This window comes from Streptomyces sp. NBC_00454 (assembly GCF_041434015.1).
Taxonomy (GTDB): domain Bacteria; phylum Actinomycetota; class Actinomycetes; order Streptomycetales; family Streptomycetaceae; genus Streptomyces.
Window position 1 is genome coordinate 7,191,243 of record NZ_CP107907.1, and the last position, 24,013, is coordinate 7,215,255.

Consider the following 24,013-nt stretch of genomic DNA (forward strand, 5'->3'; position numbering starts at 1 on the left):
TGACCCGGTATGGAGCTGCCGACCATCGCGGCGCCCGGCGTCGGGGAACAGGCCGACGCCGTGGCGGACGCCGCCTGCCATCTGTACGACACCCTCGCGCCCTGGAGGCACGCCGCGCCCGGCGGATGGAGCCGGACGGCGGCCGAGGACGCCGCCGAGGCCATCGAGACGGCCGCGCACGCCCTCGCGCACGCCCACCCGCGCGCCGAGGTCATCCTGGCCCCGGTCCACACCGCCCTCGCGGACCTGCGCCGTCAGCTCGGCCTCGCGCCCCCCGACCCGCTGACCGCCGACGGGCTGCCGGCGACCCCGCGGACCGTGGGGAACCCGCGCCGCACCCGATGGGTGCGGGTGCTCACGCCACCCGCGCCCCGGCAAGAGCCGTCTCGTACAACTTCCTGATCTCGGGGCCGAAGTAGGAGCTGTAGGAGGTGTCGGGGGTGTCCCCGCCCGTCTTCCAGCCGCCGATCACGCCGACCACGCTGCCCGTCTCGGTCCGCTCGTCGTACGCGGTCAGGAACGGGCCCCCGCTGGTCCCGCCCGGGTAGCCGGTGCAGTCGATCCGCAGGAAGTCCCCGGGAATCCCCGGATCGGTGCTGGTGAACTTCGTGGTCCGGTTCACGCACAGCCGCGGCCGGGCGGCGGACGCCGGATAGCCGATCAGCGAGACCTTCCCGTGCGTGAACCCGGCGCCGGTGACCAGGCGGTTGCCGCCCACCACGTCCTCCACCGGGAACCCGTCGGCGTCCGGGCCGACCTGCGCGAAGGCCACGTCGAGGGCGGCGCCCCGGTCGGCGCCGAGCTCCCGGTAGCGCGGATCGATCCACACCTTGGACCGGCCGCCCGCATCGCGCAGGATCGGGAACATCCCGTAGGGCTGCGGGTTGCCGGCCGTGTACTGCGGTACGAAGGCCACCTGGCGGGCGTCCGTCCCGAGCAGGCAGTGGGCCGCGCTGAGCACCAGGTCGCGGCCGGGGGAGGCGACCACGCTCGCCGTGCAGAAGTAGGCGCCGCCGCCCTTCATGACGAACATCCGGCCGACGACCGGAATGCCGTCGAAGTCCTGGCCGGTGCCGTCGCCCGCCGCCGGGGCGCCGCCCCGGCTGATCGGCACGGCGGAGGCCATCCGGTCGGGGGTCCAGAAGTTCTCCGCCTCCCGGGCGGACCACCGGCCGGCGGGCGGCGGGGCGTTCCCGGCCTCGGCCACGGGCAGCGGCCCGCCCGGCAGCAGCAGGGCGGCCGTCGTCGCCGCCACCGTCAACGTACGTCGCATGTCCGTCTCCTTCGTGGGGATAAGGGTTAGATCGCCTGGGGGAAGCGGAACAGCCGGCCCGGGTCGTACCGGCGCCGGACCGCTTCGAGGCGGGCCAGGTTCGGCCCGTGGTAGGCCTCGCGCCAGCCGGTCAGCTTCGGGTCGGCGTAGTTCTGGTACGCGGCCCCGCTCGCCCAGGGGCGCAGGTCGCGCCAGAGCCCGTCGAGCCAGGCCCGGTGCCGGGCGATGTCGGCGGACGGCGCCGGGGCGGGCCAGTAGACGAGGTACTGGGCGAGGAACCCGGCGGCACGGTGCGCGAAGGCGCTGGCCCCCACCGGGATCCGGTTGAGGGCGCCGCCGCAGACCCCGTCGAACTGCACCACCCCGAGCCCGCCGCCCGGCACGCTCGCCCCGTAGCGTTCGACGGCGGCCAGCACCGCCTCGGCGGCGGGCCCGGTCAGTCCGCCCGGGGCCCAGAAATCGGAGCGGGCGGCATACGAGTCACGGCCCAGCCGGCCCTGCGGGTCGTGGCCGGGCAGGGTGCCGGGGAGCCGGCATTCGGCGGGGCTTTGATCGAGGCAGCCGGACATGGCCAGGACCGTGTCCCCGTAGCTGCGCACGACCCTCCAGTCGTCCGCGGGTTCCCGTCCCACCAGGCCGGAGAGCCGGGTCAGCTGCCGGTCCAGCTCCCCGCGGCCGCCGTCCAGGCAGAGCACCCGCAGGGCCGGGGCGCCGACGGGGCCGCCGTCGACGGTGAACTCCACCTGGCTCCAGAACGGGTCCGGGAGCGCCTCGAGCCAGCGCTGCCAGCCGTGCAGGACGGCGGCCGAGTGGGCGGGGGACCAGTGCAGCTCGGCGAAGGCGCAGTCGGCGACCGGGTGGGGGCGGAAGCGGAAGCCGGTGACCACCCCGAAGTTGCCGCCCCCGGCGCCGCGCAGGGCCCAGAACAGGTCGGGGTCGCGTTCCGCGTCGACCTGGCGGACGGTCCCGTCGGGGGTCACCACGGTCGCGCCGGTGAGCTGGTCGCAGGTGGCTCCGTAGGACCGGGAGGCCAGGCCCAGCCCGCCGCCGAGGGTGAGTCCTGCGATGCCGACGGAGGGGCACAGCCCGGTCGGGACGGCCAGGCCCCGTCCGGAGAGGGCGGAGTTCACCTCTCCGAGCCGGGCGCCCGCGCCGATCCGCACCTCGGACCGGGAGGCCACGGACACCTCCGCCATGGCACCGAGGTCGATGACCAGCCCGGCTTCGATCGTGGACCAGCCGGCGTAGTTGTGCCCGCCGCCGCGCGGGACGACCGGGACGGCCGAGCTCCGGGCGAAGTCCAGACAGGCGGCCACGTCGCCGGCGTGCGCGGGATAGGCCACCGCGCCCGGCCGGACCGTGTCGTAGCGGGGCTGGAAGAGCCGCCGGGCCTCGGCATAGTCCCCGTCGGCCGCCGTGACCACCCGGCCGTCCAGGGCGCGGGCCAGCGCCCCGAAATCCGGTCCCGTGCGGCGGGTCGTCGCGCCGAGGGAGGCGAGTATGCCGGCGGCGGCGCCCGCGAGGACCCGGCGGCGGTGGAGGCTCATCCCTCCTTCCTGCCACCGCCGCGCCCTTTCGGGGCGAAGGCGGGCCCGCCGGGGCCGAGTTGCCGCCCGAACGGCCCATTCCGGGGAGGTCGGGGAGGCCCGTGGGCGGGGGGCGGGGTCTGGCGGCGGGGAGGCTCCGGCGGCGTCAGGCGGGTTTGCGGGCCATCAGGAACCCCTGTGGGGACCTCTCCTGGGTGTCCGCTTCCCGGACCAGCCGGGCCACCTCGACGAGACCGGCCCCCGCCAGCAGTGCTGCGATGTGCTCGGGCCGGTTCTCGTACACGTCGAGCTCGACCCGATGTCCGTACGCGTGTTCCAGCCTCCGCTGCTGCCCGCCCGCCTTGAAGGCGATCAGCGCGTACCCGCCCGGGGCCAGGACCCGCGCGAACTCCGCGAACAGCGGAGCCAGTTCCGAGGGTGGGGTATGGACCGTGGAGTACCAGGCCAGGACTCCGCCCAGCACCCCGTCCGCTATGTCCAGCGCGGCCATCGAGCCGACCTCGAACCGCAGCCCCGGATACGTCCGGCGGGCCACCGCCACCATCGCGGGGGACAGGTCGACGCCGAAGGCCCGGACACCGAGACCGTCGAGGTGCGCCGTCACCCGGCCCGGCCCGCAGCCGAGGTCCGCGACCGCCCGGCCGCCGTGCGGATCGTCGCCGCGCACGTACTCCGCGAAGGCGGCCAGCATGGCCCGGTCCAGCGGCTTGCCCGCCAGCTCGGTGCTCAGCAGCCGGGCGTAGTCGGCGGCGACGGTGTCGTAGGACGCCCGTACGGTGTTCAGGTGCGAAGTCGATGCCATGCCCCCGCACACTAGCCGCGCCCCGCTCCGAACTCAGCCCCCGGTCAGCGGATTGTCCAGGTCGGCCCACTGGTCGCCCGGGGTGCCGGGGCTCAGCCGCATCAGGGTCAGGGCCTTGGTCGGCAGCGGGCCGGTCAGCAGCGCCCGGGTGTCGGCCGTGGGTGCGAGGCCGGAGGCCGCCGCCGAGAGATCGGCCCCGAGGGCCGCGGCCGAACCGGCCGTGGAGCCGAGGGCCCCGGCCACCAGGGAACCGAAGAGCTTGCGGCGCAGGACCGTCTCGTCGTCGGTGATCAGGCGGCCGGACAGGTCGGGCACCGGCAGGCCGTGGCGGGCGAGCCGGGCCGGGCTGATCCGGATGTCGGCGAGGTCGCGGTAGACCAGCCGCAGCGGGGTGCCGTCCGCGGCGAGGACCACCAGGAGGTTCTGGCCGTGGGCCTCCAGCGCCACCCCCAGGTCCAGGACCCGTAGGCACACCGAGAGCGCCAGGCGGGCGAAACCGGCCCGCCAGGACGCGGAACGCGCGTACGGGGTCAGCGCCAGCGCGGCGACGGGCAGCACGCGCTCGCCCGCGCCGGAGTCCGCGTACGCCTCGGGCGGCTCACGGAGCACGGCGGCCAGGTCGGCGGAGTGCGCGGTGACGGCGCCCAGCGTGCGGGTGATGTGCAGGCGGCCTTCGAGGCGTTCGGACAGGCTCTGCGCGAAGGCGGAGAGGACGGCGGCCGTCTCCACGGAGTAGACGGAGATATCGCGCACGGAGGAGGTGAGCCGGGCGCTGAGCGCGGTCTTCACGTGCGGCCCGCCGTCGGCGGGGGCCAGGGTGCGCAGGGCCATCAGCGGGTGCGCGGCCGGCCCAGGCCGGATCCCCGACGGGTCCGCCCCCTGCTTGAGGACGTGCTCGGCCTGCCAGGGGTGGACCGGTACGAGGATCCGCCCGGCCTCCCGCCACGGCGCCGGCCAGTCACCGGCGACCAGGCACTCCCCGGCCGGTACGGGTACCAGCCCGAGCGTGACCACCGGCCGGTGCTCGGGTGCGTACGCGAGCTGCTCCGCCACCGTGAAGCCGGGCCGGGAGCGGCAGTTGGGGTGGTACGGGTGCCCGTCGACCACCCGCTGCTCCCACTCCCAGGCGGCCGAGGGCCCGGCCCCGTCCCCGCGAGGCTGCCCGGCCCGGGACAGGGCGAGGGAGGCGGTGCTGCCGTCGAGTTCGGCGGCGAACCCCTCCCCGTGGGACAGCCCGAGCGCCGCCACCAGCCGGGCGGCCTGCCGGTACGGGCGGCCGTCGAGCAGCAGCTCGGTGACGTAGGGAGCGGTGGCGTACGGATCCGGCGGCGGGCCCTCCAGCCGGGCACCCGAGGCGAGCCGCAGCCGGAGCCCGCCGGAGCCCCGCTCGCGGCGCTCCACCCACGGCAGCGGTTCACAGGCGAGCCCCCGCCACAGCCGGGTCAGCACGGCGGCGCGCGCTCCGGGGAGCGCGGCGGCGTAGCCGGGCCCGAGGGCGGCAGATCCGGCCGGTCCGGCCAGTTCTGCGGCTACGGCCTCTTCGGCCGGGGTGGCGGGGAGGTTCATGCTGGAGGCCAGGGCCTTGTCCTCTCACGGGTGAACGGCGAACGAGTGAGGCGATGATCAGTTCATCATCGCGGATACTGAAGATCACGGCCGGTGGGACGTCCCGCGAACCTCCGGCGCACCGGATGGACCGAATGGAATCAGTGGACCTCAACGCCGCCGACAGCGCCGCCGACGCGTACGCTGCCGCCCCGCTGCTGAACTGCCTGCTCAGGGAGGCGGCCGAGCCCGCCGGAGACGGCTCGTACCGGTTGCTCGGCAGCGGCAGACTGCTGCGGGTGCGCGCCGGGCGGCGGCCCGCGGACCCCGAACTGCGCACGGCGGGCGGCTGGCACCCGCTCAACCACACCGAACTGGTCAAACTCGTCTCCGACGAACTGCGCCAGTACACCGGGGTCTCCAACGACGAGCTGCCCGTGGAGATCGCCGACAGCCGCGAGACCGTGGCCGCGCTGCTGGCCGCCCGCGCCGCGGCCGAGCCGTCCGCGGACCCGTACGTCCGCTCCGAGCAGGCCCTGGTCATGGGGCATCCGCACCATCCCGCGCCCAAGGCCCGGGGCGGCGCCCCGGCCGCGAGCTGGCTCCCGTACGCCCCGGAGGCGCACGCCCGGTTCCCGCTGGTCTTCCTCGGACTGCGCGAGGACCAGGTGGTGGAGGAGGGCGGGCCGCGGGCGGCCGCCGCGATCGACTCGCTGGCGGCGGCATGCGGCGGGCCGCGCCCGCCCGCCGGTTACCGGCTGCTGCCCGCCCACCCCTGGCAACTCGACCTGGTCGCCTCCCGCCCGGCGGTGCGCGAGGCCTTCGCGGACGGACGGCTGCTGCGGCTGGGGACCGGCCCGGTGCCGGTCTGGCCGACCGCCTCGATCCGGACCCTGTACGTGCCCGGCGGCGAGGGCCCGGACGCCGGTCGGCCGGATGCGGGCAACGGCCGGCAGGACACCGGCCCGGGGGCTGCGGAGGCCGAAGCCCCGGACGGCGACCTCTTCGTGAAGTTCAGCCTCGACGTCCGCATCACCAACGACGTGCGCCGGCTGTGGCGGCACGACCTCCTCAAGCTCCGCCGCACGGACGCGGCGGTCAAGGCGGGATTCGCGGAGCTGCGCGCGACCGGATCGAACGCGGCCTGGCTCCCCGACCGGGGCTACCGCACGGCCGCGTTCGCCTTCGAGGAGCTCGCGGTGCTGGTCCGCGACGGCCTGCGGGCGCACGTCGAGCCCGGCCTCACGCCCCTGCTGGCGGCGGCGATGGCGGAGGGCTACCCGGACAGCCCGCTCGCGGCTACGGCCGACCCGGCCGGGTGGTGGCGGGCGTACCTGCGCCGGGTGGTGCCGCCCGTGCTGCACCTGTTCGCCCGGCACGGCATCGTCCTGGAGGCCCACCTCCAGAACACCCTGGTCGCCGTCGACGCCGGGGGGATGCCGGCCCAGGCCCTCTTCCGGGACGCGGAAGGCGTGAAGCTGCTGCCGGACCCGGAGCGCGCCGCCGCCTGGCAGCGGCTCGTCTACTGCCTGGTGGTCAACCACCTGACCGAGATCGCCGGGGCCCTCGCCGAGTGCCATCCGCAGGTGGCCGGGACCCTGTGGCCCGCGGCCCGCGAGGAGTTCCGGCGCTTCGATTCGGCCCACGGCCTGCCCGAGATCGGCGCCCTGCTGGCCGCCCCCAGCCTCCCGGCCAAGACCAACCTGCTGCTGCGCTGGACCCGGGCGGACGGCGCGGACGCCCGCTACCTGCCGCTTCCCAACCCGCTGCACGGCTGAGCGGGAGCGGGGCGGGCGGTGGGGCGGGCGGTGGGGTTCCGGCCAATCGGGGAGCGGTTGCCGGGGACCCCTCACTTAAAGGTATAGACCAATGCTAGGTTGATCGGGCAGACCGCGCAGTCCTTGACCACCCGTCAGAGGAGAAGCCATGCCCTCCCCTTCGCGGGGTGGCGGCCCGGCCGCCATGCCCAAGTACCAGCGGATCGCCGCAGCGCTGCGGCGCGAGATCGACCGCACCGCCCACACCCCCGGAGCCAAGCTGCCCTCCGAACGCAGCCTGGCGATCCGGTACGAGGTCAACCGGCAGACCATCCGGGCCGCCCTCCAGTACCTGCGCGAGGACGGCCTCGTCGTCACCGGCCGCCGCGGCACCCGTCCGGCCCTTCCCGCGCCGCCACCCGCGCCCCCGGCGGCCGCCGCCCCCGCGCCCGGACCGGAGGCCGTGGCGACGGCCTCCGCCGCCGCGTCCCCCCAGGTGCACACCCAGAACTGGCTCACCCTCGTCACGCTCGCGCCCGCCCTCGCCGAACAGCTCGGCATGCGCGGCGGGGAGCGGACCCTGGTCCACCACCACCGTGAAACCGGCCCGGCGGGCCAGACACGGCGGCACGCGGTGACGTACCTCTGCCCGCGCGCCGTCGCCGGGGCCCCCGAACTGACCCGCTACCGCGACCGTGCGGCGGCCGGCGTCCGGGACGAGGACCTGGGGCCCCTGCACCTCTGGCTGGAGCGCGCCGCGCGGACCGGCCGGGTCGCCGAAACCATCACCATGACCCGCACCACCTTCCCCCATCCGACCACCCCGGCCGGCGGCCTCTCCGTGCGCCGCACCCTGTACGAGGCCTCGGGCCGGCTCCTCGCCGTCACCGACCTCTCCTTCCCCACCTGGGACCGGCTGACCTTCGACCGCAACCACCCTGCGTCCGGACTGCGGGTGACATAGGCCGTCTCTCCGGTCGGCTCTCCGGTCGTCCCGTCCGGATCCCGCCAGGTCCCCGCCCGGCCCCTCACGGGCCGGTGTGGACGTCCCCCGTGGTGGTGGAGGTGATGACCGCCCGGCGGCCCAGGTCGCCGGGCGGGATCCCCGGGTGGTGGGCGCCCGGGCGGCCGCTGCCCGGGGGCACGCCCAGGGCCAGGCGCGAGACGATCCGGTAGCGGTCGCCCCGGTAGACGGAGTGCACGTACTCCACCGGGCGGCCGGTGGAGTCGGTGGTGAGCCGCTCGATGAGCAGGGCGGGGGAGAGCAGCGGGACATCGAGCAGGCCCGCCTCCGCCTCGTTGACCACGGTCGGTTCGATGGACTGCTGCGCCTCGTGCACGTAGACGCCGTGGTGGTTGCGCAGGTGCTCGTAGAGGTCCCCGGCCTCCAGCTCCGCCGGGGTCAGGGCGGGTACCAGATCGGCCGGGATGTGCAGGTGCTCGATCGCCATCGGGGCGCCGTCGACCAGTCGCAGGCGGGCGATGTACAGCAGGTGCGCGCCCGGCGAGATCCGCAGCCGGCGGCCGATGCGGGCGCCCGCCTGGACGGTGGAGTGCTCCAGGATCCGGCCGGACCAGTGGCCGGCGGCCTGGCGCATCGCGAACGAGGCCTCGTCCGCGGCCAGTTCCTGGGTGATTTTGGCCGGGGCGACGAACATTCCGCGCCCGTGCTCCCGTACCAGGAGGCCCGTGGCCACGAGCTCGTCGACCGCGGCGCGCAGGGTGGGGCGGGAGACCTCCAGGGTGGCGCACAGGGTGCGCTCCGAGGGGATCGCGTCGCCCGGTCGGCGGATGTCGATGAGGCCCAGCAGGTGCTCGCGGACGCGCTCCCGCTTGAGTACCGAGCCTGATGAGCCCGACGGGTCGGTCGAGTTGCTCGAGTCCTTGTCCATGGGCGGACCCCCTTTCCTGCTGGTCATCTGTCCAACTGGTCATATGCATCTAACCATTCGGCCGGTGGTGGAAGCGAGGCATCCGTCGAAATTTCCGGGAGCGTGCGGGGTTGACGGCGCAGGCGGGCCGTGTCACCTTCTAGCCACTCAGCTAACCAATTGGTCAGTTGGTCAATTCGCTGGCTCCCGTGGTGAGTTGCGCCAGTGCCCGACCAGGTGAGGAACCCCGACACCGTGCTGTCCGTAGCCGCCACCCGCCACCCCGGCCCCCGCCCCGGCCCCGAACTGGGCCTCGTCCCGCGCCCCGACTCGGTCACCGTCCAGCCCGGCCGCTTCGCCCTGGACCACCGCACCGGACTGCGGGCCGGACCGGGCGCGCAGACGGCGGCCGCCCTCCTGCGCGAACTGCTGACCCCCGCCACCGGGTTGCCCCTGCCACCGGACTCCGCCGGGCCGATCACCTTCCTCCTGGCCCCCGGGGAGGAAGCCCTCGGAGCCGAGGGGTACGCCCTCACCGTCCGCCCCGAGGCCGTCCTGCTGGTCGCCGCCCGCCCCGACGGGCTGCTCCGCGGGGTCCAGACCCTGCGCCAGCTGCTGCCACCCGAAGCCCTGGCGGCGGCCGCCGGGGGCGCGCAGCCCCGTACGCCCGCCGCAGGCTGGTCGATGCCCTGCGTACGGATCACCGACCGGCCGAGGTTCGCCTGGCGCGGAGCCATGCTGGACGTGGCCCGGCACTTCCAGCCCGTGACGTACCTGCGCCGCTTCGTGGACCTGCTCGCCCTGCACAAGCTCAACGTCCTGCACCTGCACCTCACCGACGACCAGGGCTGGCGGATGCCGATCGCGGCCTACCCCCGGCTCACCGGGATCGGCGGCCGCCGGACCGAGAGCGCCGGGGACGGCATCCCGCACCAGGGCGCCTACACCCGTGCGGAGCTGACCGGACTCCTGGCCTACGCGGCCCGGCGCGGGGTGAGCGTGGTCCCGGAGATCGAGATGCCCGGCCACGCCCGCGCCGCACTCGCCGCCTACCCCCGGCTCGGCAACCGGCCCGGCGTCCGGCTGGAGCCGTGGACCCGCTGGGGCGTCTGCGAGAACGTCCTCGGGGTCCACGACGGGGTGCTCGACTTCTGCCGCGCGGTACTGGACGAGGTCGCGGACGTGTTCCCCGGCCCCTACGTCCACGTCGGCGGCGACGAATGCCCCCGCACGGAATGGGAACGCTCCCCGGCGGCCCGAGCACGGATCGCCGCCGAGGCCCTGTCCGGGCCGGCCGCTCTCCACGGCTGGTTCCTCGGCGAGATCTCCGCACACCTCGCCCGGCTCGGCCGACGCCCGCTCGGCTGGACCGACACCGGGGACGAACTCCCGCCCGCCTTCACGGCCCTGGCCTGGCGGGACGCGGAACACGGGCGGGCCGCCGCGCTGCGCGGCCACGACGTGATCATGGCCCCGTACCGCTCCACCTACCTCGACTACCCGCAGTCCGCCGACCCCGCCGAGCCGCGCGGCCAGGACGGGGTCCTCGACCTGCGCGGGGCCTACGAGAACGAGCCGGCCCCCGCGCACTGGGAGCCCGAGGCCGCGCGCCGGGTCCTCGGCACCCAGGCCCAGCTGTGGACCGAGTACGCGCGGACCCCCGCGGAGCTCGAGTACCTCGCCTTCCCGAGGCTGTGCGCCCTGGCCGACACGGCCTGGTCGACGCACCGCGACTGGCCCGACTTCCGCCGCCGGCTGGACCACCACCGGACCCGGCTCGCCGCCCTCGGCGTGCGCGGCCGATCCCCGCAATCCCCTCTGCTCACTCCGTGATCCCCACCCCGACGTGATCCCCCCACCCCGAGAGGAACGCAGCATGCGCACCCAACGAACCGGCAAGCGCCGTACGGCCGCGGCCCTGGCGATCGCCCTGACCGCCGGGCTCGGCTCGGCCGCCCTGACGGCCCTGCCCGCGACCGCGGCGGCCGACTCCGTCAAGGTCCAGTACCGCACCAGCGCGACCGGAGCCGCCGCCGACCAGGCGGAGCCCTGGTTCAAGGTGGTCAACAACGGCTCCGCCGCCGTCTCCCTCGACCAGGTCAGGATCCGCTACTACTTCAAGGCCGACGGGCCGGACACCCAGTACCGGTACGCCTGTTCCTGGGCGGTCAGGGGCTGCGCCAACATCACCGGAACCTTCGGCACCCTGGCCACCCCGACGGCCACCGCGGACCGCTACCTGGAGATCACCTTCACCGGCGGCGCCGGAACCCTCGCCCCCGGCGCCGACACCGGCGACATGCAGCTGCGCTTCTACCGCGCCGACTGGCAGACGCTGCGGCAGTCCGACGACTACTCCTTCGACGGGACGCGGACCGCGTACGGGGACTGGGACAAGGTGACCGCCCGCCTGGGCGCGTCCACCGTCTGGGGCACCGCGCCCGGCGGCAACACCCCGGACCCGACCCCGACCCCCACGCCGAACCCGACGGATCCGACGCCCACCCCGACCCCGACCGACCCTGGACCGGCCGGAGCCACGCTCTTCGACGACTTCAACTACGCCTCGTCCGCCGATCCGGCGATAGCGGCCCACGGCTGGAGCGTGCGCTCCAACTCCGGCGGCCCCGGCGTCCCGAACGCCACCTGGTCCCCCGAGAACGTCACCTTCGCGACCGAGGGCGGCAACTCCATCATGAACATGGAGACCTCCACGGCCGGCTCGGGTGAGAGCACCAAGCAGACCGAAGTCCTCACCAAGGCCACGAAGTTCAAGAACGGCACCTACGCGGCACGGGTGAACTTCTCGGACGCCCCGAAGTACGGCCCGGACGGGGACCACCTCGTGCAGACCTTCTTCACCATCAACGACCTCAAGGCCCCGATGGCCGACGACTACGCCGAGTACGACTTCGAGTACCTCCCCAACGGCGGCTGGGGCGAGCCCTCGAACATCCTCTACACCACCTCCTGGGAGACCTACCGCCCCGACCCGTGGGAGGCGGTCAACCAGCACACGGAGTCCCGTACCAGCTACGCGGGCTGGCACGACCTGGTGCTCACCATCGACAACAACGCCATCACCTACTACATCGACGGCAAGGTCTTCGGCACGCACGACGCCAAGTACCTGCCCGAGCGGCCCATGTCGATCAACTTCAACCAGTGGCTGATCGACCTGAACGGCCAGCCCGGTTCGACGGCCCGCGCCTACGACCAGAAGGTGGACTACGTCCTGCACGTCAAGGACCAGGTCCTCACCCCGGCCCAGGTCGCCGCCAAGGTGGCCGCCTACCGCACGGCGGGCACGGCCTTCGAGGACGGGGTCCCGAACGGCTGAACCGGCCGGAAAGCGGGGGCGCGCCGCGCGGCGCGCCCCCGCTCCACCGCCATCGGGGTCAGAACCGCAGCGCCCACCCGTCGAGACGGCCGGTGTCGCCGGCGAAGGCGTCGTACACCCGCAGCTTCCACACTCCGTTGGCCGTCTCCGGGGAGGCGTCCACCGTGTACAGGGCGACGAGATCGCTCTCGCCCCAGTCCGTGTACTCGTCCTTGACCGGGTACACCGTTCCGTCGGGCGCGACCAGATCCACCCGCAGGGTCCCCGAGTTCGGGTGCACGGTGTACAGCTCCACCCCGAGCTGGGACGGCGCCCGGCCCGGGACACCGCTGACCGTGATCGGGGATTCGATGGTCTCCAGGTCCCCGACCGGGTAGTCCGTGGTGCTCGCGAAGCGTTTGCCGGGCACCCGGTTCGGCGCGCCGCCCACGTACAGGGAGCGGTCTGGGGAGCCCGGTCCGGCACCCAGCACCGCCCCGGTGGAAGCCGAGGAGGTGAGCGCGTCGGCCACCTGCGCCGGGGTGGCGGTGCGGTGGTCCGCCAGGTACAGCGCGGCCGCGCCCGCCACGTGCGGGGTGGCCATGGAGGTGCCGGACATGACCGTGCTCCAGTCGTCACCCCAGGAGACCGCGGAGGTGATGGAGTCGCCGGGGGCGAACAGGTCCACCAGCGGGCCGAAGTTGGAGTACGAGGACCGCGCGTCGTGGTCGTTGACCGCGCCGACCGTGATCGCCTGCGGGACCCGGGCGGGGGAGTGCTGGGAGGCGTCGAGGTTCTGGTTCCCCGCCGCCACCGCGTAGGTGATGCCGGAGGCGATGGAACCCCGGACGGCCGCGTCGAGCACGTCGTCGGGGTCGCCGCCCAGGCTCATGTTCGCGACGGCCGGCTTCACCGCGTTGCGGGTCACCCAGTCGATTCCGGCGACCACCTGCTCCGTGGTGCCCTCGCCGTTCCAGTCGAGCACCCGCACGGCCACCACCTTCGCCTGCTTGGCCACCCCGAAGGTGGCGCCGACGAGGGTCCCGGCGACGTGCGTGCCGTGCCCGTGCATGTCATCGGCCTCGGTGTCGTTCTCGATGGCGTCGTAGCCGTAGGAGGCGCGTCCGCCGAAGTCCTGGTGGGTGATGTTGATCCCGGTGTCGATGACGTACGCGGTCACGCCCCGGCCGGCCGTGTCCGGATAGGTGTAGCCCCCGTCCAGTGGCAGCCGCCGCTGATCGATGCGGTCCACACCCCACGAGGGCGGGCTCGGTTGGGTGGCGTCGAGCCTCAACTTCCGGTTCTGCACGACCTCGACGACGGCCGGGTCGGCGGCGAGCCGTCGGGCCTGGCGCGGAGACATCCGGACGGAGAAGCCGTTGAGCGCGGAGTCGTAGGTCCGTCCGATCGCGCCGCCGAACCCTTCGACGACCGACCGGCCGCGTGCCGTACGGGCACTCGCGCGGGCCGGGTCGAGGACCACGAGGTAGCTGCCGGGGACGGAGCCCCGGGCATCGGTGTAGCGGACCACGCCCTCGGCCGGAGTGGCCGCCGCGGCGGAAGCGGCGCCCGGGGCGATGAGCACGAGCGCGCCGGCGAGGGCGAGCACGAAGCTCCGTAGGCTGCGAAATTTCCGTAAGTGCGGTCTGGAAGTCATCCGCCCACCGTCGTGGGCGCCGGACCGGGTCCACAAGGGCGCAGCCGGGGCAGGAGGGGGTCCCGGGTCGGACGGGGCGCAAGTGAAGAAATCGGGTGTGGGCGGGGTGGACAAGGTGCTCCAGCGTGAGCTGACCGACACCGTGACCCCCGCCACCACGACGCCGTGACCGAGGTCACGACCGACGTCACGAACGACGACGTCGCAGTCGCCGTCGAAGAGGCCTGACCGGACGGCCGATACGCCTACGGCCGTACGGCCGACGCGTCCCGGGCCGGACGGCCGATGTGCAACCGAAACGGGGCCCCGCCGTAAATCCGGCCGGGCCCCGGCCGGTTGGAATGGGTGGCGAAGGACTGGGGAAGGGAATGCGGAACCGGCTAGGGTGGACGACCATCAAGGTCACGCGCCGCAAGCCGACCAGCCCAAGGAGCGACCCCATGCCGATGCCCGCCCAGTTCTCCCATACCGCCGGACGCGAAACCGGACCCGCAGCGGGGCCCGATGCCCGACTCGCAGCGGGATCCGCCGCCCCCACGGCCACCCCGGCCACCGGACCCTCCTGCGCGATCCCCCTGCCCCGGATCGCGGAACCCCGCGAGGTGGCCCCCGCGGACGCGCGCGAGCTGTCGAGACTCTTCTTCCGGCGGCTGCGGGAACTCGACGAAGGCACCCCCGAGCACCGCTACGTGCGCGACACGCTCGTGGAGATGAACGCCTCCCTCGTACAGTTCGCCGTCCGCCCCTTCCGCGGCCGCGGCGACGGCGGAGACCTCGAAGACCTCCTCCAGGTCGGCACCATCGGCCTGATCAAGGCCATCGACCGGTTCGACCCGGCCCGCGAGGTCGAGTTCTCCTCCCTCGCCATGCCGTACATCACCGGCGAGATCAAGCGGCACTTCCGGGACACCACCTGGGCCGTACGGGTCCCGCGCCGCCTCCAGGAGCTGCGCATCGACCTGGCGAAGGCCAAGGAGCAGCTGACCGCGCTCCTCGACCGGCCGCCGACCGTCGCGGACCTCGCCGCGCACCTCTCCCTCACCGAGGAGGAGGTCATCGAAGGCATCGTCGCCGCCAACGGCCACACCAGCGGTTCCCTCGACGCCCCGCACGCCGAGCGTGCCGACGGCGGCACCGAGGGCAACACCCTCGCCGAAACCATGGGGGCCGAGGAGCCGGCGCTGGAGCGCGTCGAGGACATCCAGACCCTGGCGCCGCTGCTGGACCGGCTCACCGACCGCGAGCGCCGGATGCTCTCCATGCGCTTCGGCGAGGAGCTCACCCAGGCCCAGATCGGAGCCGCCCTCGGCATCTCGCAGATGCAAGTCTCGCGCCTCCTGACGCGGGTACTCGCGCACCTGCGGGCCTCCATGCTCGAAGACCCGGACCGGGCCGAAGCCGGTGCCCCGCAGCAAGCGGAACCCGATGCGGAGGGCGCAGCCGAGGGCGCGGTTGGCTACGTACCGTAGGTGACAAGACTCACTTCACCGTTTGCAGGGGTTAAGGCAGGGCAGTAGCGCTGCTGGAGCGGACCCGTCCGCCGGCCGATACGGGCCGGGGCGCGGGTGACGGGTGGATCCCGTCACGCTCCACGGCCCGCCGGCCGCAGGTACGCCGGTGGGCCGTTGCCGGTACTACCCGTGAGGTGTATGTGTCCACGCTCATAGCCGAGCACGTGTTCAAGGTGTTCGGGCCAGGCCCCGACAACGGCGCCGCCGTCGCGAACGCGGTCCGCGCGCTCGAAAGCGGCGCCACCGACCGCGGGGCGCTGCGCGCCGAGGGAACGACCGCCGCCGTGATCGACGCCTCCTTCCGCGTCGAGCCCGGCCAGATCTTCGTCGTCATGGGTCTGTCGGGATCCGGCAAGTCCACGTTGCTGCGCATGCTCAACGGACTGCTGGAGCCCTCCGCGGGACGCATCCTCTTCGACGGCGAAGACCTCACCGCGCTGTCCGCGGCCGAGCTGCGCCGGGTCCGGTCCACCAAGATCAGCATGGTCTTCCAGCACTTCGCGCTGTTCCCGCACCGCAGTGTTCTGGAGAACGCCGGCTACGGCCTGGAGGTCCAGGGTGTCCCCCGGGCCGAGCGCGAACGGCGGGCGGCCGAAGCGCTGGCCCTGTGCGGGCTCGGCGGCTGGGAGAAGTCCTGGCCCGACGAGCTCTCCGGCGGCATGCAGCAGCGCGTGGGCCTGGCCCGTGCGCTGGCCACCGACGCCGATCTGCTGCTGATGGACGAGTCGTTCAGCGCCCTCGACCCGCTGATCCGCCGCGATATGCAGGACCAGCTGCTCGAGCTCCAGCAACGCCTCGGGAAAACCATCGTGTTCATCACCCACGACCTCAACGAGGCCATGCGGCTGGGCGATTCCATCGCCGTCATGCGCGACGGCCGCATCGTCCAGCAGGGCACGGCCGAGGACATCCTCGTCCGCCCCGCCGACGACTACGTCGCCTCCTTCATCCAGGACGTGGACCGCTCGCGCGTACTGACGGCCGGAGCCGTCATGACGGACCCCGCCGCGGGACACGCGGACTGCGGCTGCCCGACCGTGGCCACCGACACCCCGCTCGCCGACCTGTGCGCCGTCAGCGCCCGGGTCCCGCACCCCGTGGCCGTCACCGGCGCCGACGGCGCCGTCGTCGGCGAGGTCGCCCAGGGCCGCCTCGTCGCCCTCATCGGCGACGAGCGACGCTCCCCGCTGACCTGCGAAAAGGTGGCCGCCTGATGCCCCGCCTGCACCTCGGCGCCTGGGTCGACAGCGCCGTCGACTTCCTCCAGAGCCACCTGTCCTGGCTGTTCGACGCCATCAGCACGGCCGTCACCGGGCTCTACGACGGCATCGAAGCCGTCCTGAACGCACCCGCCCCGCTGCTCCTGGCCGGCATCCTCGCCGTCGCGGCGTGGTGGCTGCGCGGACTGCTCGCCGCGCTGCTCGCCTTCGCCGGCTTCGCGCTCGTCGACTCCGTCGGGCTGTGGCCCGAAGCCATGTCCACGCTCGCGCTGGTCCTGGTCGCCACCCTGGTCACGCTGCTCTTCGCGATCCCGCTGGGCATCTGGGCCTCGCGCTCCGACCGGGTCAGCGCCGTCCTGAAGCCCGTCCTGGACTTCATGCAGACCATGCCGGCCATGGTCTACCTCATCCCCGGCATCATCTTCTTCGGGGTGGGCGTGGTGCCCGGCATCATCGCCACCATCATCTTCTCGCTGGCCCCCGGCGTGCGGATGACCGAGCTCGGCATCCGGCAGGTAGACGCCGAACTCGTCGAAGCCGCCGACGCGTTCGGCACCACCCCGCGCGACACCCTCGTACGGGTCCAGCTCCCGTTGGCCCTGCCCACCATCATGGCGGGCATCAACCAGGTCATCATGCTCGGCCTGTCCATGGTCGTCATCGCCGGCATGGTCGGCGGCGGCGGGCTCGGCGGCGCCGTCTACCGGGCCATCGGCAGCGTGGACATCGGCCTCGGCTTCGAGGCGGGCATCTCCATCGTCATCCTCGCCATGTACCTGGACCGCATGACCGGTGCGCTCGGCCGCCACGTCTCCCCGCTCGGCCGCCGCGCCCTCGCCAAGGCGCGGTCCGCCGCCACCGGCACCGCCAAGGTGTGGAGCCACCGTCCGCAGCCCGTCTTCGCCGTCGCCTCGGCCGTGGTGCTCTCCCTGGTCGCGGGGGGCCTCGGCGTCTTCGGGGACTCCTCGAAGTCCTCGGTCAACGCCTCCGGCGGGTCGGGCGTCGAGAACATCGGCAAGGGCCGCACGGTCAGCATCGGCTACATCCCCTGGGACGAGGGCATCGCCTCCACCTTCCTGTGGAAGGAGCTCCTGGAGCGCCGCGGCTTCAAGGTCGAGGCCCGCCAGCTGGAGCTCGGAGCGCTCTTCACCGGGCTCGCGGGTGGCCAGATCGACTTCCAGACCGACTCCTGGCTGCCCGTGACGCAGGCCGAGTACTGGAAGAAGTACGGGAACGAGCTCGACGACCTCGGCTCCTGGTACGGACCCACCTCCATCGAGCTGTCCGTCCCGTCCTACATGAAGGACGTCAAGACCCTCGCCGATCTCAAGGGCAAGGGCGGGGAGTTCAAGGGGCGGATCATCGGCATCGAGCCCAGCGCGGGCGCGATGGGCATCCTCAAGGACAAGGTCCTGCCGCAGTACGGCCTCGACGGCGAGTACAAGGTCGTCGACGGATCGACCCCGGGCATGCTCGCCGAGCTCAAGCGCGCCTACGAGAAGAAGGAGCCCGTCGCGGTCGTGCTGTGGTCGCCGCACTGGGCGTACTCCACCTACGACCTCACGAAGCTCGCGGACCCCCAGGGCGTCTGGGGCAAGGGCGACGGCATCCACAACATCGCCCGCAAGGGCTTCGCCGCCGACGAGCCCCGGATCGCCGAGTGGCTCCGCTCGTTCAAGCTGACCGAGGCCCAGCTGACCGGCCTGGAGGCCAAGATCCAGGAATCCGGCAAGGGCCAGGAGCAGCAGGCCGTCCGCGCCTGGCTGGCCGACCACCCCGAGGTGGCCGAGCTGGCGTGAGTGCGCGGGGGCCGGTGCGCGAAGGATCTCCTACGGGCCTTACGAGCCTTACGAGCTTTACGGGCCTTACGGGCCTTCGCGCGCCGGCCCCCGCGCCGGCCGGGCGGCGGCTCAGCCGGCGGCCACCCGCTCGGGCTCCCGCTCCGGTAGGGACGGCCCGGCGGCCGGCCGGGTCCGGAGCGGCCACCACAGGGACCGGCCCAGCAGCGCGGCCAGGGCCGGTACCAGCACGATCGACAGCACGAAGGCCGAGAGCAGGATCCCGAGCCCCGTCGCGAAGCCGATCTGCCGGGTGGCCGAGCCGTCCCCGGCGGCCAGGCTCCCGAAGGACACCGCCAGCACCAGGCCCGCCGTCGCGATGGCGGGAGCCGTGTGCCGGACCGCTCGGGCCACCGCCCCGCGGGCCGGACCGGGCCGCTCCATCTCCTCCCTGATCCGGTCCGTGATCAGGATGTTGTAGTCGGTGCCCAGCGCGACCACGAACAGGAACAGCACCAGCGGCAGCGAGAAGTCCACGCCCGGCCGGTCCAGCACGTGCTGGAACAGCAGCGTCGAGGCACCCAGCGTCGCGGCGAAGCCCAGCCCGACCGCCGCCATCAGCACCAGCGGCGCGAGCAGGCTCCGCAGGAGCAGGAGCAGGATCAGCGCGATCAGCGCCGCCGCCACCGGGAAGACCACCTTCAGGTCCTTCTCCACGGCGACCGCGACATCCGCGAAGATCGCCGCGGTGCCCCCGACGTGCGCCCGGGTGCCGTCCGGCCGGTGCGCTGCCACCGCCGCGCGGATCGGCCCGGAGACCAGGTCGCGGGCTGCCTGGGTGTGCGGACCGGCGGTCGGGAACAGGTCGATCCGGGCCGCCCGGTGGTCCCCGCTCAGGACGGTCGGGGCCACCTGGCCCACCCCGGGGACCGCTCCCAGGGCCCGGGACAGCCCGTCGAGCCGTCCGGCGGTCAAGGTGCCCCCGTCGGAGGCGGTGACGAACACGCTGGTCGGGTCCGATACCCCGGCGGGCAGCGCCCGGGAGATCTCCGCGGCCGTGGCCGCCGCTGCCGTTCCCGTACCGCCGCCGCTCTGCCCGTAGTCCGTCCGCATCCCCAGCAGCCCCGCGGAGAGGGCGCCGAGCAGGGCCACCGAGGCGAGCACCAGGGTCAGCGGCCGCCGGGCGATCCGGTCTCCCATCCGCGCGGCCGATCCCGCGCGGGGCTTGCGGACCAGGCCGCGCGAGGGCCAGAACATCTTGCGCCCCGTGACGGCCAGGATGGCCGGCATCAGGGTCAGGCTGCCGAGCAGCATCACCAGTACGGACAGGGCGATCGCCGGACCGAGCACCCGGAACTGGCCGAAGGCGGCCACCCCGAGGGTGGAGAACGCGGCGACGATGGTCAGCGCCGCGGAGGTGATGGCGGTACCCACCCGGCCCGCGACCTCGGCCGCGGCGGACCGGCCGGACTGCCCGGGATACGTGCGCAGTTGCTCGCGGAAGCGGAACAACAGGAAGAGGAAGTAGTCGATCCCGATGCCCACCAGCACCACGCTGATCAACTGCGGTGTGGACGGATCGAGTTCGATACCGGTCAGCATGGCCCCGGCGACCACGACCCCGGACGCCGCTCCGCCGATGATGATGACGGAGAAGAGCGGCAGCAGCGCGGCCAGGAAGCTGCGGAACACCAGCACGTGCAGCAGCACGATCACGCCGACCATGGCGAGGCCCACGATCATCGAGCGGGTCTTCGAACCGTCGGCCGTGTCCACGCTGTCGGCCAGCCCGCCGGTGAAGCCGGTCCGCATCCCGGACTGCTCGAACTCGGCCCGGGTGTGGTCCCGGAAGGCCCGGTAGAGGTCCTGCATCCCCGGGTCGGTGGGATTTCCGTCCAGCTCGACCGACAGCAGCCGGAAGGTCCGGTCGGGAGCGGTCATGGCCGGGGCGACCAGGGGGACCTGGGAGCGGTCCTGGGTGAAGGGCATCGTGTCCTTCGTCCTGGGCATGGCCACGCGCTGGCCGGCCAGCTCCGCGGCCCGGGCGTCGATGCGCCGTTCGTCGTCGGCGGTCAGCGGCAGGCCGTCGGCGCGGGCCACCAGCACGGTCAGCGGATTGGCGTCGGGGTCGACCCCGAAGTGCTCCTCGGCGACCTTCAGCGCGGCCGCCGAATCGTAGGAGGCGGGCAGGAACCCGGCCGTCTGGGCCTGGGTGGCCCGGAAGACGAGGGCCTGGCCGAGGATGGTCAGGGCTATGCCCAGCACCGCCCACAGGGCGATCACCTTCCATGGACTCCGGGTGGCGAAGCCGGTCAGGGCGCGGATCAAGGGGGCCTCCGTAACGGGGTGGCGCCGGGGGTTCCCGGCTGCTCTCCAGCCCATCACCGGCCGCGCGCCGGGACGTCGGGACAGGGGAGGATCCGCCGCCCGGGCCGGGGGCCCGACCCGGCCCCCGACCAGTACTCCGGTCCTGGTCGGGGGTCCTGCTGCGGGCTGGCGGCGCGGGGCCCGGCCGATGGGAGACTGGATCCCGAAGGTCCGTACGAAACCCCGTACGAGGCCTCGTACGAAACCTGTGGCGCGCACCGGAACGGACCGGGCGGAGCCGGACACGAGGGAGGACCGGCCGCCATGGCGACAGTCGACAGAGGGGACGGGGCGGGCGCCTTCGGCTGGACCCGCAACGACGCCCTGGTGGCCATCGGCGCCGCCGCCGTGGACCTGTTCGGCTACTCCCTCGGGACCATCGACAGCGGCCGGCCCCTGGAGGTCTCCGCGCTGGCCCTGGTGGTCCTCGCCGCGTTCTGCCTGCTCGCCCGGCGGCGCCACCCCGTGGCCGTGCTGGCCGTCGTCGTGCTCCTCGACGGCGCCGTGAACCTGACCACCCCGCTCGGTACGCACTTCACCGCGGGACTGGCCATCGCCGTCTACTCGGTGGGCAGGATCAGGGGCCCGGGAGTCACCGCGCTGGCCGCACTGGTGACCGTACCGCTGGCGCTCGTCGGGCGGAGCGGCGACTGGGCGCAGACCGGGTGGGGGCTGCTCAGCAACACGGTCGCGGCCGTCCTCGCCGCGGGCGCCGGCATCGCGGTGAACCGCTGGCAGCAGGAGGTCGACGCCAACCGCACCCTGCTCGCCGAACGGGCCGTGGTCGAAGAACGCCGCCGCATCGCCCGGGAGCTGCACGACATCGTGGCCCACCACGTCACGGCCATGCAGCTGATGGCGGGCGGAGCGCGGGCCAACCTCGTGCACGACCCCGAGGCCGCCCGCGAAGCCCTGGTCACGCTGGAGGGCTCCGGGCGCATGGCGCTGCGCGAGATGCGGCAGCTGCTCGACGTGCTGCGGACCGGTGAGGAGCCGGAACCGGAGCGCGGGCCGGCGGCCCCGCAGCCCGGGACCGCGGACCTCGACCGGATCGTCACCGAGTCCCGGCTGGCCGGAACGGAAACCGCGTTCACCGTGGCCGGGCCGGTCCGCCCGCTGCCGCCCGCGCTCGGACTGACGGTCTTCCGGATCGTGCAGGAGTCCCTGACCAACATCCGCAAGCACGCCGGGCCGGCACGGGCCGACGTACGGCTCACCTACCGTCCGCACGAGGTGACGGTGGAGATCACCGACGACGGGACCGGCTCCGGCCTCGGCGACGGCGGGGACCGGCCGGAGCCTTCGCGGTCGGCGCCGCGCTCCGGGTACGGTCTGATCGGTATGCGTGAACGGGCCGCCCTGCAGGGCGGCACCCTGGAGGCCGCCGCCCTGCGCGGGGGCGGCTTCCGGGTGGCGGCGCGCCTCCCGGTGCCCTCGGATCCGGTGATCGGCGTGCCCGGGGGAGAGGGAGAGGTGGAACACCGATGATCCGCGTGCTCATCGCCGACGACCAGCCGCTCGTACGACGGGGACTGGCCCTGATCCTGGGCCCCGACCCGGAGTTCGAGGTCGTCGGGGAGGCCGGCGACGGCGCCGAGGCCGTGGCCCTGGCGGGCCGGCTGCACCCGGACGTGGTCGTCATGGACATCCGGATGCCGGTCCTCGACGGGGTGGGGGCCACCGCGGAACTGGCCCGGCTGGTACCGCAGTGCCGGGTCCTGGCCCTGAGCACCTTCGACATGGACGAGTACGTGGTCGCGGCCCTGCGCGCCGGGGCCTACGGGTTCCTCCCGAAGGACGTCTCTCCGGAGGAGCTGATCGCCGCGATCCGCACCGTCCACACCGGCGAGGCCGCGGTCGCGCCGCGCCTGCTGACGCGGCTGATCTCCACCTTCGTACGGGCCCCCGCGCGGCCGGCCCGCCAGGCCCCGGAGGGCGCCGCCCTCACCGCCGGACTCACCCCCCGGGAGCGGGAGATCTGGCACCTGCTGGCCACCGGCCGCGACAACGCCGAGATCGCCGCAGACCTGGACATCAGCATCTCCACGGTCAAGAACCACATCACCGGCATCTTCGGCAAGCTGGGCGTACGGGACCGGGCGCAGGCGGTCATCTCCGCTTATGAATCGGGCCTGGTGGCGGTCGAGAACGGGCCGGGCTGAGCGCCAAGTCGCCGCAGGGGAAGGGGAGAAGACCCGGTGGGGCCGGGTCGGGCCCCGGGCGCACATCTCTGACCAGCCAAAATGCCGGAAATTTCACCGGTGCGGACAGGGGCCTGTCCATGGCACAGTGCGAGCAGCCCAACCGCAAGACCAGGGAGCCTCCATGCGCGATCCGCACTCCACGCCGCTCGCGGCCGCCCCCGAGTGTCGTCCGGAGCACAGCCCGCTGCCGTCCTGTCCGGTGTGCGACGGCGCCCCGGAGCGGATCTCCTGGCGTCAGCGCCCGGGGCAGCCGGTGGTCCTGGTGTTCGACCCCTGCGGCCACCGGCACACGTCACCGGCGGCGCCGATCCTGGCGGTGGGGCCGGTCGAGGGGGCCGCGCCCTCGCACCGGGACCTGGGACGGGTCCGCGCCTGACGCGGGGCGATTGACAGGCTGCCGGTGAGGGAGGAACTTATATCGGGAGCCCGATATAACTTCCCGGAGGGCCGGAGGTCCGGTGACACCCGACCGCGCACCGCAGGCACCACGCAGGCCCCAGACGGACCGTACGCCGCAGGCTGACCGCAAGACCGAAACCCGCTCGCGCCTGATCGACGCCGCCGCCGAACTCTTCGCCCGCAAGGGGTTCCACGCCGTCTCCGCCGAGGCCGTAGCCGAAGCGGCCGGCCGCACCACGGGCGCGCTCTACAGTCACTTCGGCGGCAAGGAGGGCCTGCTCCTCGCGCTCCTGGAGGTGTGGAAGGAGCGCACCGCCGAGGAACTGGCCGCCGAGATCGCGGCCGCCGGCCCCGCCGACCCCGCCGTGCACTTCTCCGCGATGTGGGGCAGCCTCACCCGCCCGCACCCCGACCGCGGCGACTCCTGGCTCCTGCTGGAGACGGAGCTGTGGCTGCACGCCGCCCGGGGCCCCCTCATCGGCGGCCCGCTCGCCCAGCGCTACGCCGAGGTCCGCGCCCGCCTCGGCGAAGGGCTCGCCGACTGGGCGCAGGCCACCGGCACCCCCCTCACCAGACCGCCCGAGGAAACCGGCGCCCTGGTTCTCGGCCTCCTCCTCGGACTGGCCATGCAGCATCGGCTCGATCCGCAGGGCATCCCCGACGCCCTCGTCGTCGAAGCCCTCGGCGTAGTCCTCGGCCTCGGCTGACACGTCCGTCCGCGAAGGCCCGGACAACCCGCACACACCTCACAACCCGCACGCCC

General features: G+C 73.8%; 19 protein-coding genes. 12 read left to right on the forward strand and 7 right to left on the reverse strand.

The features are described 5' to 3' along the window. Positions 1-9 precede the first annotated feature (9 nt). Positions 10-402, forward strand: coding sequence for a hypothetical protein (locus tag OHU74_RS32810; RefSeq protein ID WP_371619266.1), 393 nt, complete (start codon positions 10-12; stop codon positions 400-402). On the opposite strand, the gene OHU74_RS32815 is transcribed toward OHU74_RS32810, so the two are convergent. The 4 genes from OHU74_RS32815 to OHU74_RS32830 all read right to left on the reverse strand — a co-directional run bounded on the left by OHU74_RS32815 (position 356) and on the right by OHU74_RS32830 (position 5,188). Continuing rightward, positions 356-1,273, reverse strand: a complete 918-nt coding sequence (locus tag OHU74_RS32815) for a trypsin-like peptidase domain-containing protein (RefSeq protein ID WP_371619267.1) — start codon at positions 1,271-1,273, stop codon at positions 356-358. The two genes, OHU74_RS32810 and OHU74_RS32815, sit on opposite strands and share 47 nt — an antisense overlap. Positions 1,274-1,299: 26 nt before the next feature. Then, positions 1,300-2,820 (reverse strand): FAD-binding oxidoreductase, encoded by a 1,521-nt coding sequence (locus tag OHU74_RS32820; RefSeq protein ID WP_371619268.1) that lies wholly within the window; start codon positions 2,818-2,820, stop codon positions 1,300-1,302. Positions 2,821-2,965: 145 nt separating this feature from the next. After that, a complete protein-coding gene (locus tag OHU74_RS32825; RefSeq protein WP_371619269.1) occupies positions 2,966-3,622 on the reverse strand; it encodes a class I SAM-dependent methyltransferase in 657 nt (218 codons plus the stop codon). A gap of 33 nt (positions 3,623-3,655) precedes the next feature. Beyond that, a complete protein-coding gene (locus OHU74_RS32830; protein WP_371619270.1) occupies positions 3,656-5,188 on the reverse strand; it encodes an IucA/IucC family protein in 1,533 nt (510 codons plus the stop codon). 125 nt (positions 5,189-5,313) lie between these two features. Between OHU74_RS32830 and OHU74_RS32835 the strand changes: the two genes are divergently transcribed. Both OHU74_RS32835 and OHU74_RS32840 read left to right on the forward strand, forming a co-directional pair. Beyond that, entirely contained in the window at positions 5,314-6,945 is a 1,632-nt protein-coding gene (locus OHU74_RS32835; RefSeq protein ID WP_371619271.1) for an IucA/IucC family siderophore biosynthesis protein, read from the forward strand. 148 nt (positions 6,946-7,093) lie between these two features. Continuing rightward, positions 7,094-7,888, forward strand: coding sequence for a GntR family transcriptional regulator (locus OHU74_RS32840; RefSeq protein ID WP_371619272.1), 795 nt, complete (start codon positions 7,094-7,096; stop codon positions 7,886-7,888). A gap of 64 nt (positions 7,889-7,952) precedes the next feature. Here the strand turns inward: OHU74_RS32840 and OHU74_RS32845 are convergent, their stop codons facing one another. Then, positions 7,953-8,816: a GntR family transcriptional regulator gene (locus OHU74_RS32845; protein WP_371619273.1), complete on the reverse strand. Its 864-nt coding sequence runs from the start codon at positions 8,814-8,816 to the stop codon at positions 7,953-7,955. A gap of 234 nt (positions 8,817-9,050) precedes the next feature. Between OHU74_RS32845 and OHU74_RS32850 the strand changes: the two genes are divergently transcribed. Both OHU74_RS32850 and OHU74_RS32855 read left to right on the forward strand, forming a co-directional pair. After that, positions 9,051-10,628, forward strand: a complete 1,578-nt coding sequence (locus tag OHU74_RS32850; protein ID WP_371619274.1) for a beta-N-acetylhexosaminidase — start codon at positions 9,051-9,053, stop codon at positions 10,626-10,628. A 43-nt stretch (positions 10,629-10,671) separates the two neighbouring features. Then, positions 10,672-12,135, forward strand: coding sequence for a cellulose binding domain-containing protein (locus tag OHU74_RS32855; RefSeq protein WP_371619275.1), 1,464 nt, complete (start codon positions 10,672-10,674; stop codon positions 12,133-12,135). A 58-nt stretch (positions 12,136-12,193) separates the two neighbouring features. On the opposite strand, the gene OHU74_RS32860 is transcribed toward OHU74_RS32855, so the two are convergent. Beyond that, the gene (locus tag OHU74_RS32860) at positions 12,194-13,771 is read right to left on the reverse strand and encodes a S8 family serine peptidase (RefSeq protein WP_371619276.1); all 1,578 of its coding nucleotides are present in this window, start codon (positions 13,769-13,771) and stop codon (positions 12,194-12,196) included. Positions 13,772-14,211: 440 nt separating this feature from the next. On the opposite strand from OHU74_RS32860, the gene OHU74_RS32865 reads away from it, so the two are divergent. The 3 genes from OHU74_RS32865 to OHU74_RS32875 all read left to right on the forward strand — a co-directional run bounded on the left by OHU74_RS32865 (position 14,212) and on the right by OHU74_RS32875 (position 18,301). Continuing rightward, positions 14,212-15,240: a SigB/SigF/SigG family RNA polymerase sigma factor gene (locus OHU74_RS32865; protein ID WP_371619277.1), complete on the forward strand. Its 1,029-nt coding sequence runs from the start codon at positions 14,212-14,214 to the stop codon at positions 15,238-15,240. 182 nt (positions 15,241-15,422) lie between these two features. Beyond that, the gene (locus OHU74_RS32870; RefSeq protein ID WP_371619278.1) at positions 15,423-16,496 is read left to right on the forward strand and encodes a glycine betaine/L-proline ABC transporter ATP-binding protein; all 1,074 of its coding nucleotides are present in this window, start codon (positions 15,423-15,425) and stop codon (positions 16,494-16,496) included. Further along, positions 16,496-18,301 carry an ABC transporter permease/substrate binding protein gene (locus tag OHU74_RS32875; RefSeq protein ID WP_371619279.1) on the forward strand — a complete coding sequence of 602 codons (1,806 nt, stop codon included), beginning with the start codon at positions 16,496-16,498 and terminating at the stop codon, positions 18,299-18,301. The genes OHU74_RS32870 and OHU74_RS32875 overlap by 1 nt, the downstream gene beginning before the upstream one ends. A gap of 111 nt (positions 18,302-18,412) precedes the next feature. On the opposite strand, the gene OHU74_RS32880 is transcribed toward OHU74_RS32875, so the two are convergent. Next, positions 18,413-20,608, reverse strand: a complete 2,196-nt coding sequence (locus OHU74_RS32880) for an MMPL family transporter (protein WP_371619280.1) — start codon at positions 20,606-20,608, stop codon at positions 18,413-18,415. A 303-nt stretch (positions 20,609-20,911) separates the two neighbouring features. Here OHU74_RS32880 and OHU74_RS32885 point away from each other — a divergent pair, with 303 nt between their 5' ends. The 4 genes from OHU74_RS32885 (at position 20,912) to OHU74_RS32900 (ending at position 23,957) form a co-directional block, all read left to right on the forward strand. Continuing rightward, complete coding sequence (locus OHU74_RS32885) at positions 20,912-22,135, forward strand: sensor histidine kinase (protein WP_371619281.1); 1,224 nt, start codon at positions 20,912-20,914, stop codon at positions 22,133-22,135. Beyond that, the gene (locus OHU74_RS32890) at positions 22,132-22,809 is read left to right on the forward strand and encodes a response regulator (RefSeq protein WP_371619282.1); all 678 of its coding nucleotides are present in this window, start codon (positions 22,132-22,134) and stop codon (positions 22,807-22,809) included. Before OHU74_RS32885 ends, OHU74_RS32890 begins: the two co-directional genes overlap by 4 nt. A gap of 163 nt (positions 22,810-22,972) precedes the next feature. Continuing rightward, on the forward strand, positions 22,973-23,227 hold the full coding sequence (locus tag OHU74_RS32895) for a hypothetical protein (RefSeq protein ID WP_371619283.1): 255 nt from the start codon (positions 22,973-22,975) through the stop codon (positions 23,225-23,227). Between the two features lie 82 nt (positions 23,228-23,309). Then, positions 23,310-23,957 (forward strand): TetR/AcrR family transcriptional regulator, encoded by a 648-nt coding sequence (locus tag OHU74_RS32900; protein WP_371619284.1) that lies wholly within the window; start codon positions 23,310-23,312, stop codon positions 23,955-23,957. Positions 23,958-24,013: the final 56 nt, after the last annotated feature.

Excerpts from the sequence above, each read along its gene's own strand:
- OHU74_RS32810 (WP_371619266.1), top strand. The coding sequence starts at position 10 with ATGGAGCTGCCGACCATCGCGGCGCCCGGCGTCGGGGAACAGGCCGAC.
- OHU74_RS32815 (WP_371619267.1), bottom strand. The coding sequence starts at position 1,273 with ATGCGACGTACGTTGACGGTGGCGGCGACGACGGCCGCCCTGCTGCTG.
- OHU74_RS32820 (WP_371619268.1), bottom strand. The coding sequence starts at position 2,820 with ATGAGCCTCCACCGCCGCCGGGTCCTCGCGGGCGCCGCCGCCGGCATA.
- OHU74_RS32825 (WP_371619269.1), bottom strand. The coding sequence starts at position 3,622 with ATGGCATCGACTTCGCACCTGAACACCGTACGGGCGTCCTACGACACC.
- OHU74_RS32830 (WP_371619270.1), bottom strand. The coding sequence starts at position 5,188 with ATGAACCTCCCCGCCACCCCGGCCGAAGAGGCCGTAGCCGCAGAACTG.
- OHU74_RS32835 (WP_371619271.1), top strand. The coding sequence starts at position 5,314 with ATGGACCGAATGGAATCAGTGGACCTCAACGCCGCCGACAGCGCCGCC.
- OHU74_RS32840 (WP_371619272.1), top strand. The coding sequence starts at position 7,094 with ATGCCCTCCCCTTCGCGGGGTGGCGGCCCGGCCGCCATGCCCAAGTAC.
- OHU74_RS32845 (WP_371619273.1), bottom strand. The coding sequence starts at position 8,816 with ATGGACAAGGACTCGAGCAACTCGACCGACCCGTCGGGCTCATCAGGC.
- OHU74_RS32855 (WP_371619275.1), top strand. The coding sequence starts at position 10,672 with ATGCGCACCCAACGAACCGGCAAGCGCCGTACGGCCGCGGCCCTGGCG.
- OHU74_RS32860 (WP_371619276.1), bottom strand. The coding sequence starts at position 13,771 with ATGACTTCCAGACCGCACTTACGGAAATTTCGCAGCCTACGGAGCTTC.
- OHU74_RS32865 (WP_371619277.1), top strand. The coding sequence starts at position 14,212 with ATGCCGATGCCCGCCCAGTTCTCCCATACCGCCGGACGCGAAACCGGA.
- OHU74_RS32875 (WP_371619279.1), top strand. The coding sequence starts at position 16,496 with ATGCCCCGCCTGCACCTCGGCGCCTGGGTCGACAGCGCCGTCGACTTC.
- OHU74_RS32885 (WP_371619281.1), top strand. The coding sequence starts at position 20,912 with ATGGCGACAGTCGACAGAGGGGACGGGGCGGGCGCCTTCGGCTGGACC.
- OHU74_RS32890 (WP_371619282.1), top strand. The coding sequence starts at position 22,132 with ATGATCCGCGTGCTCATCGCCGACGACCAGCCGCTCGTACGACGGGGA.
- OHU74_RS32895 (WP_371619283.1), top strand. The coding sequence starts at position 22,973 with ATGCGCGATCCGCACTCCACGCCGCTCGCGGCCGCCCCCGAGTGTCGT.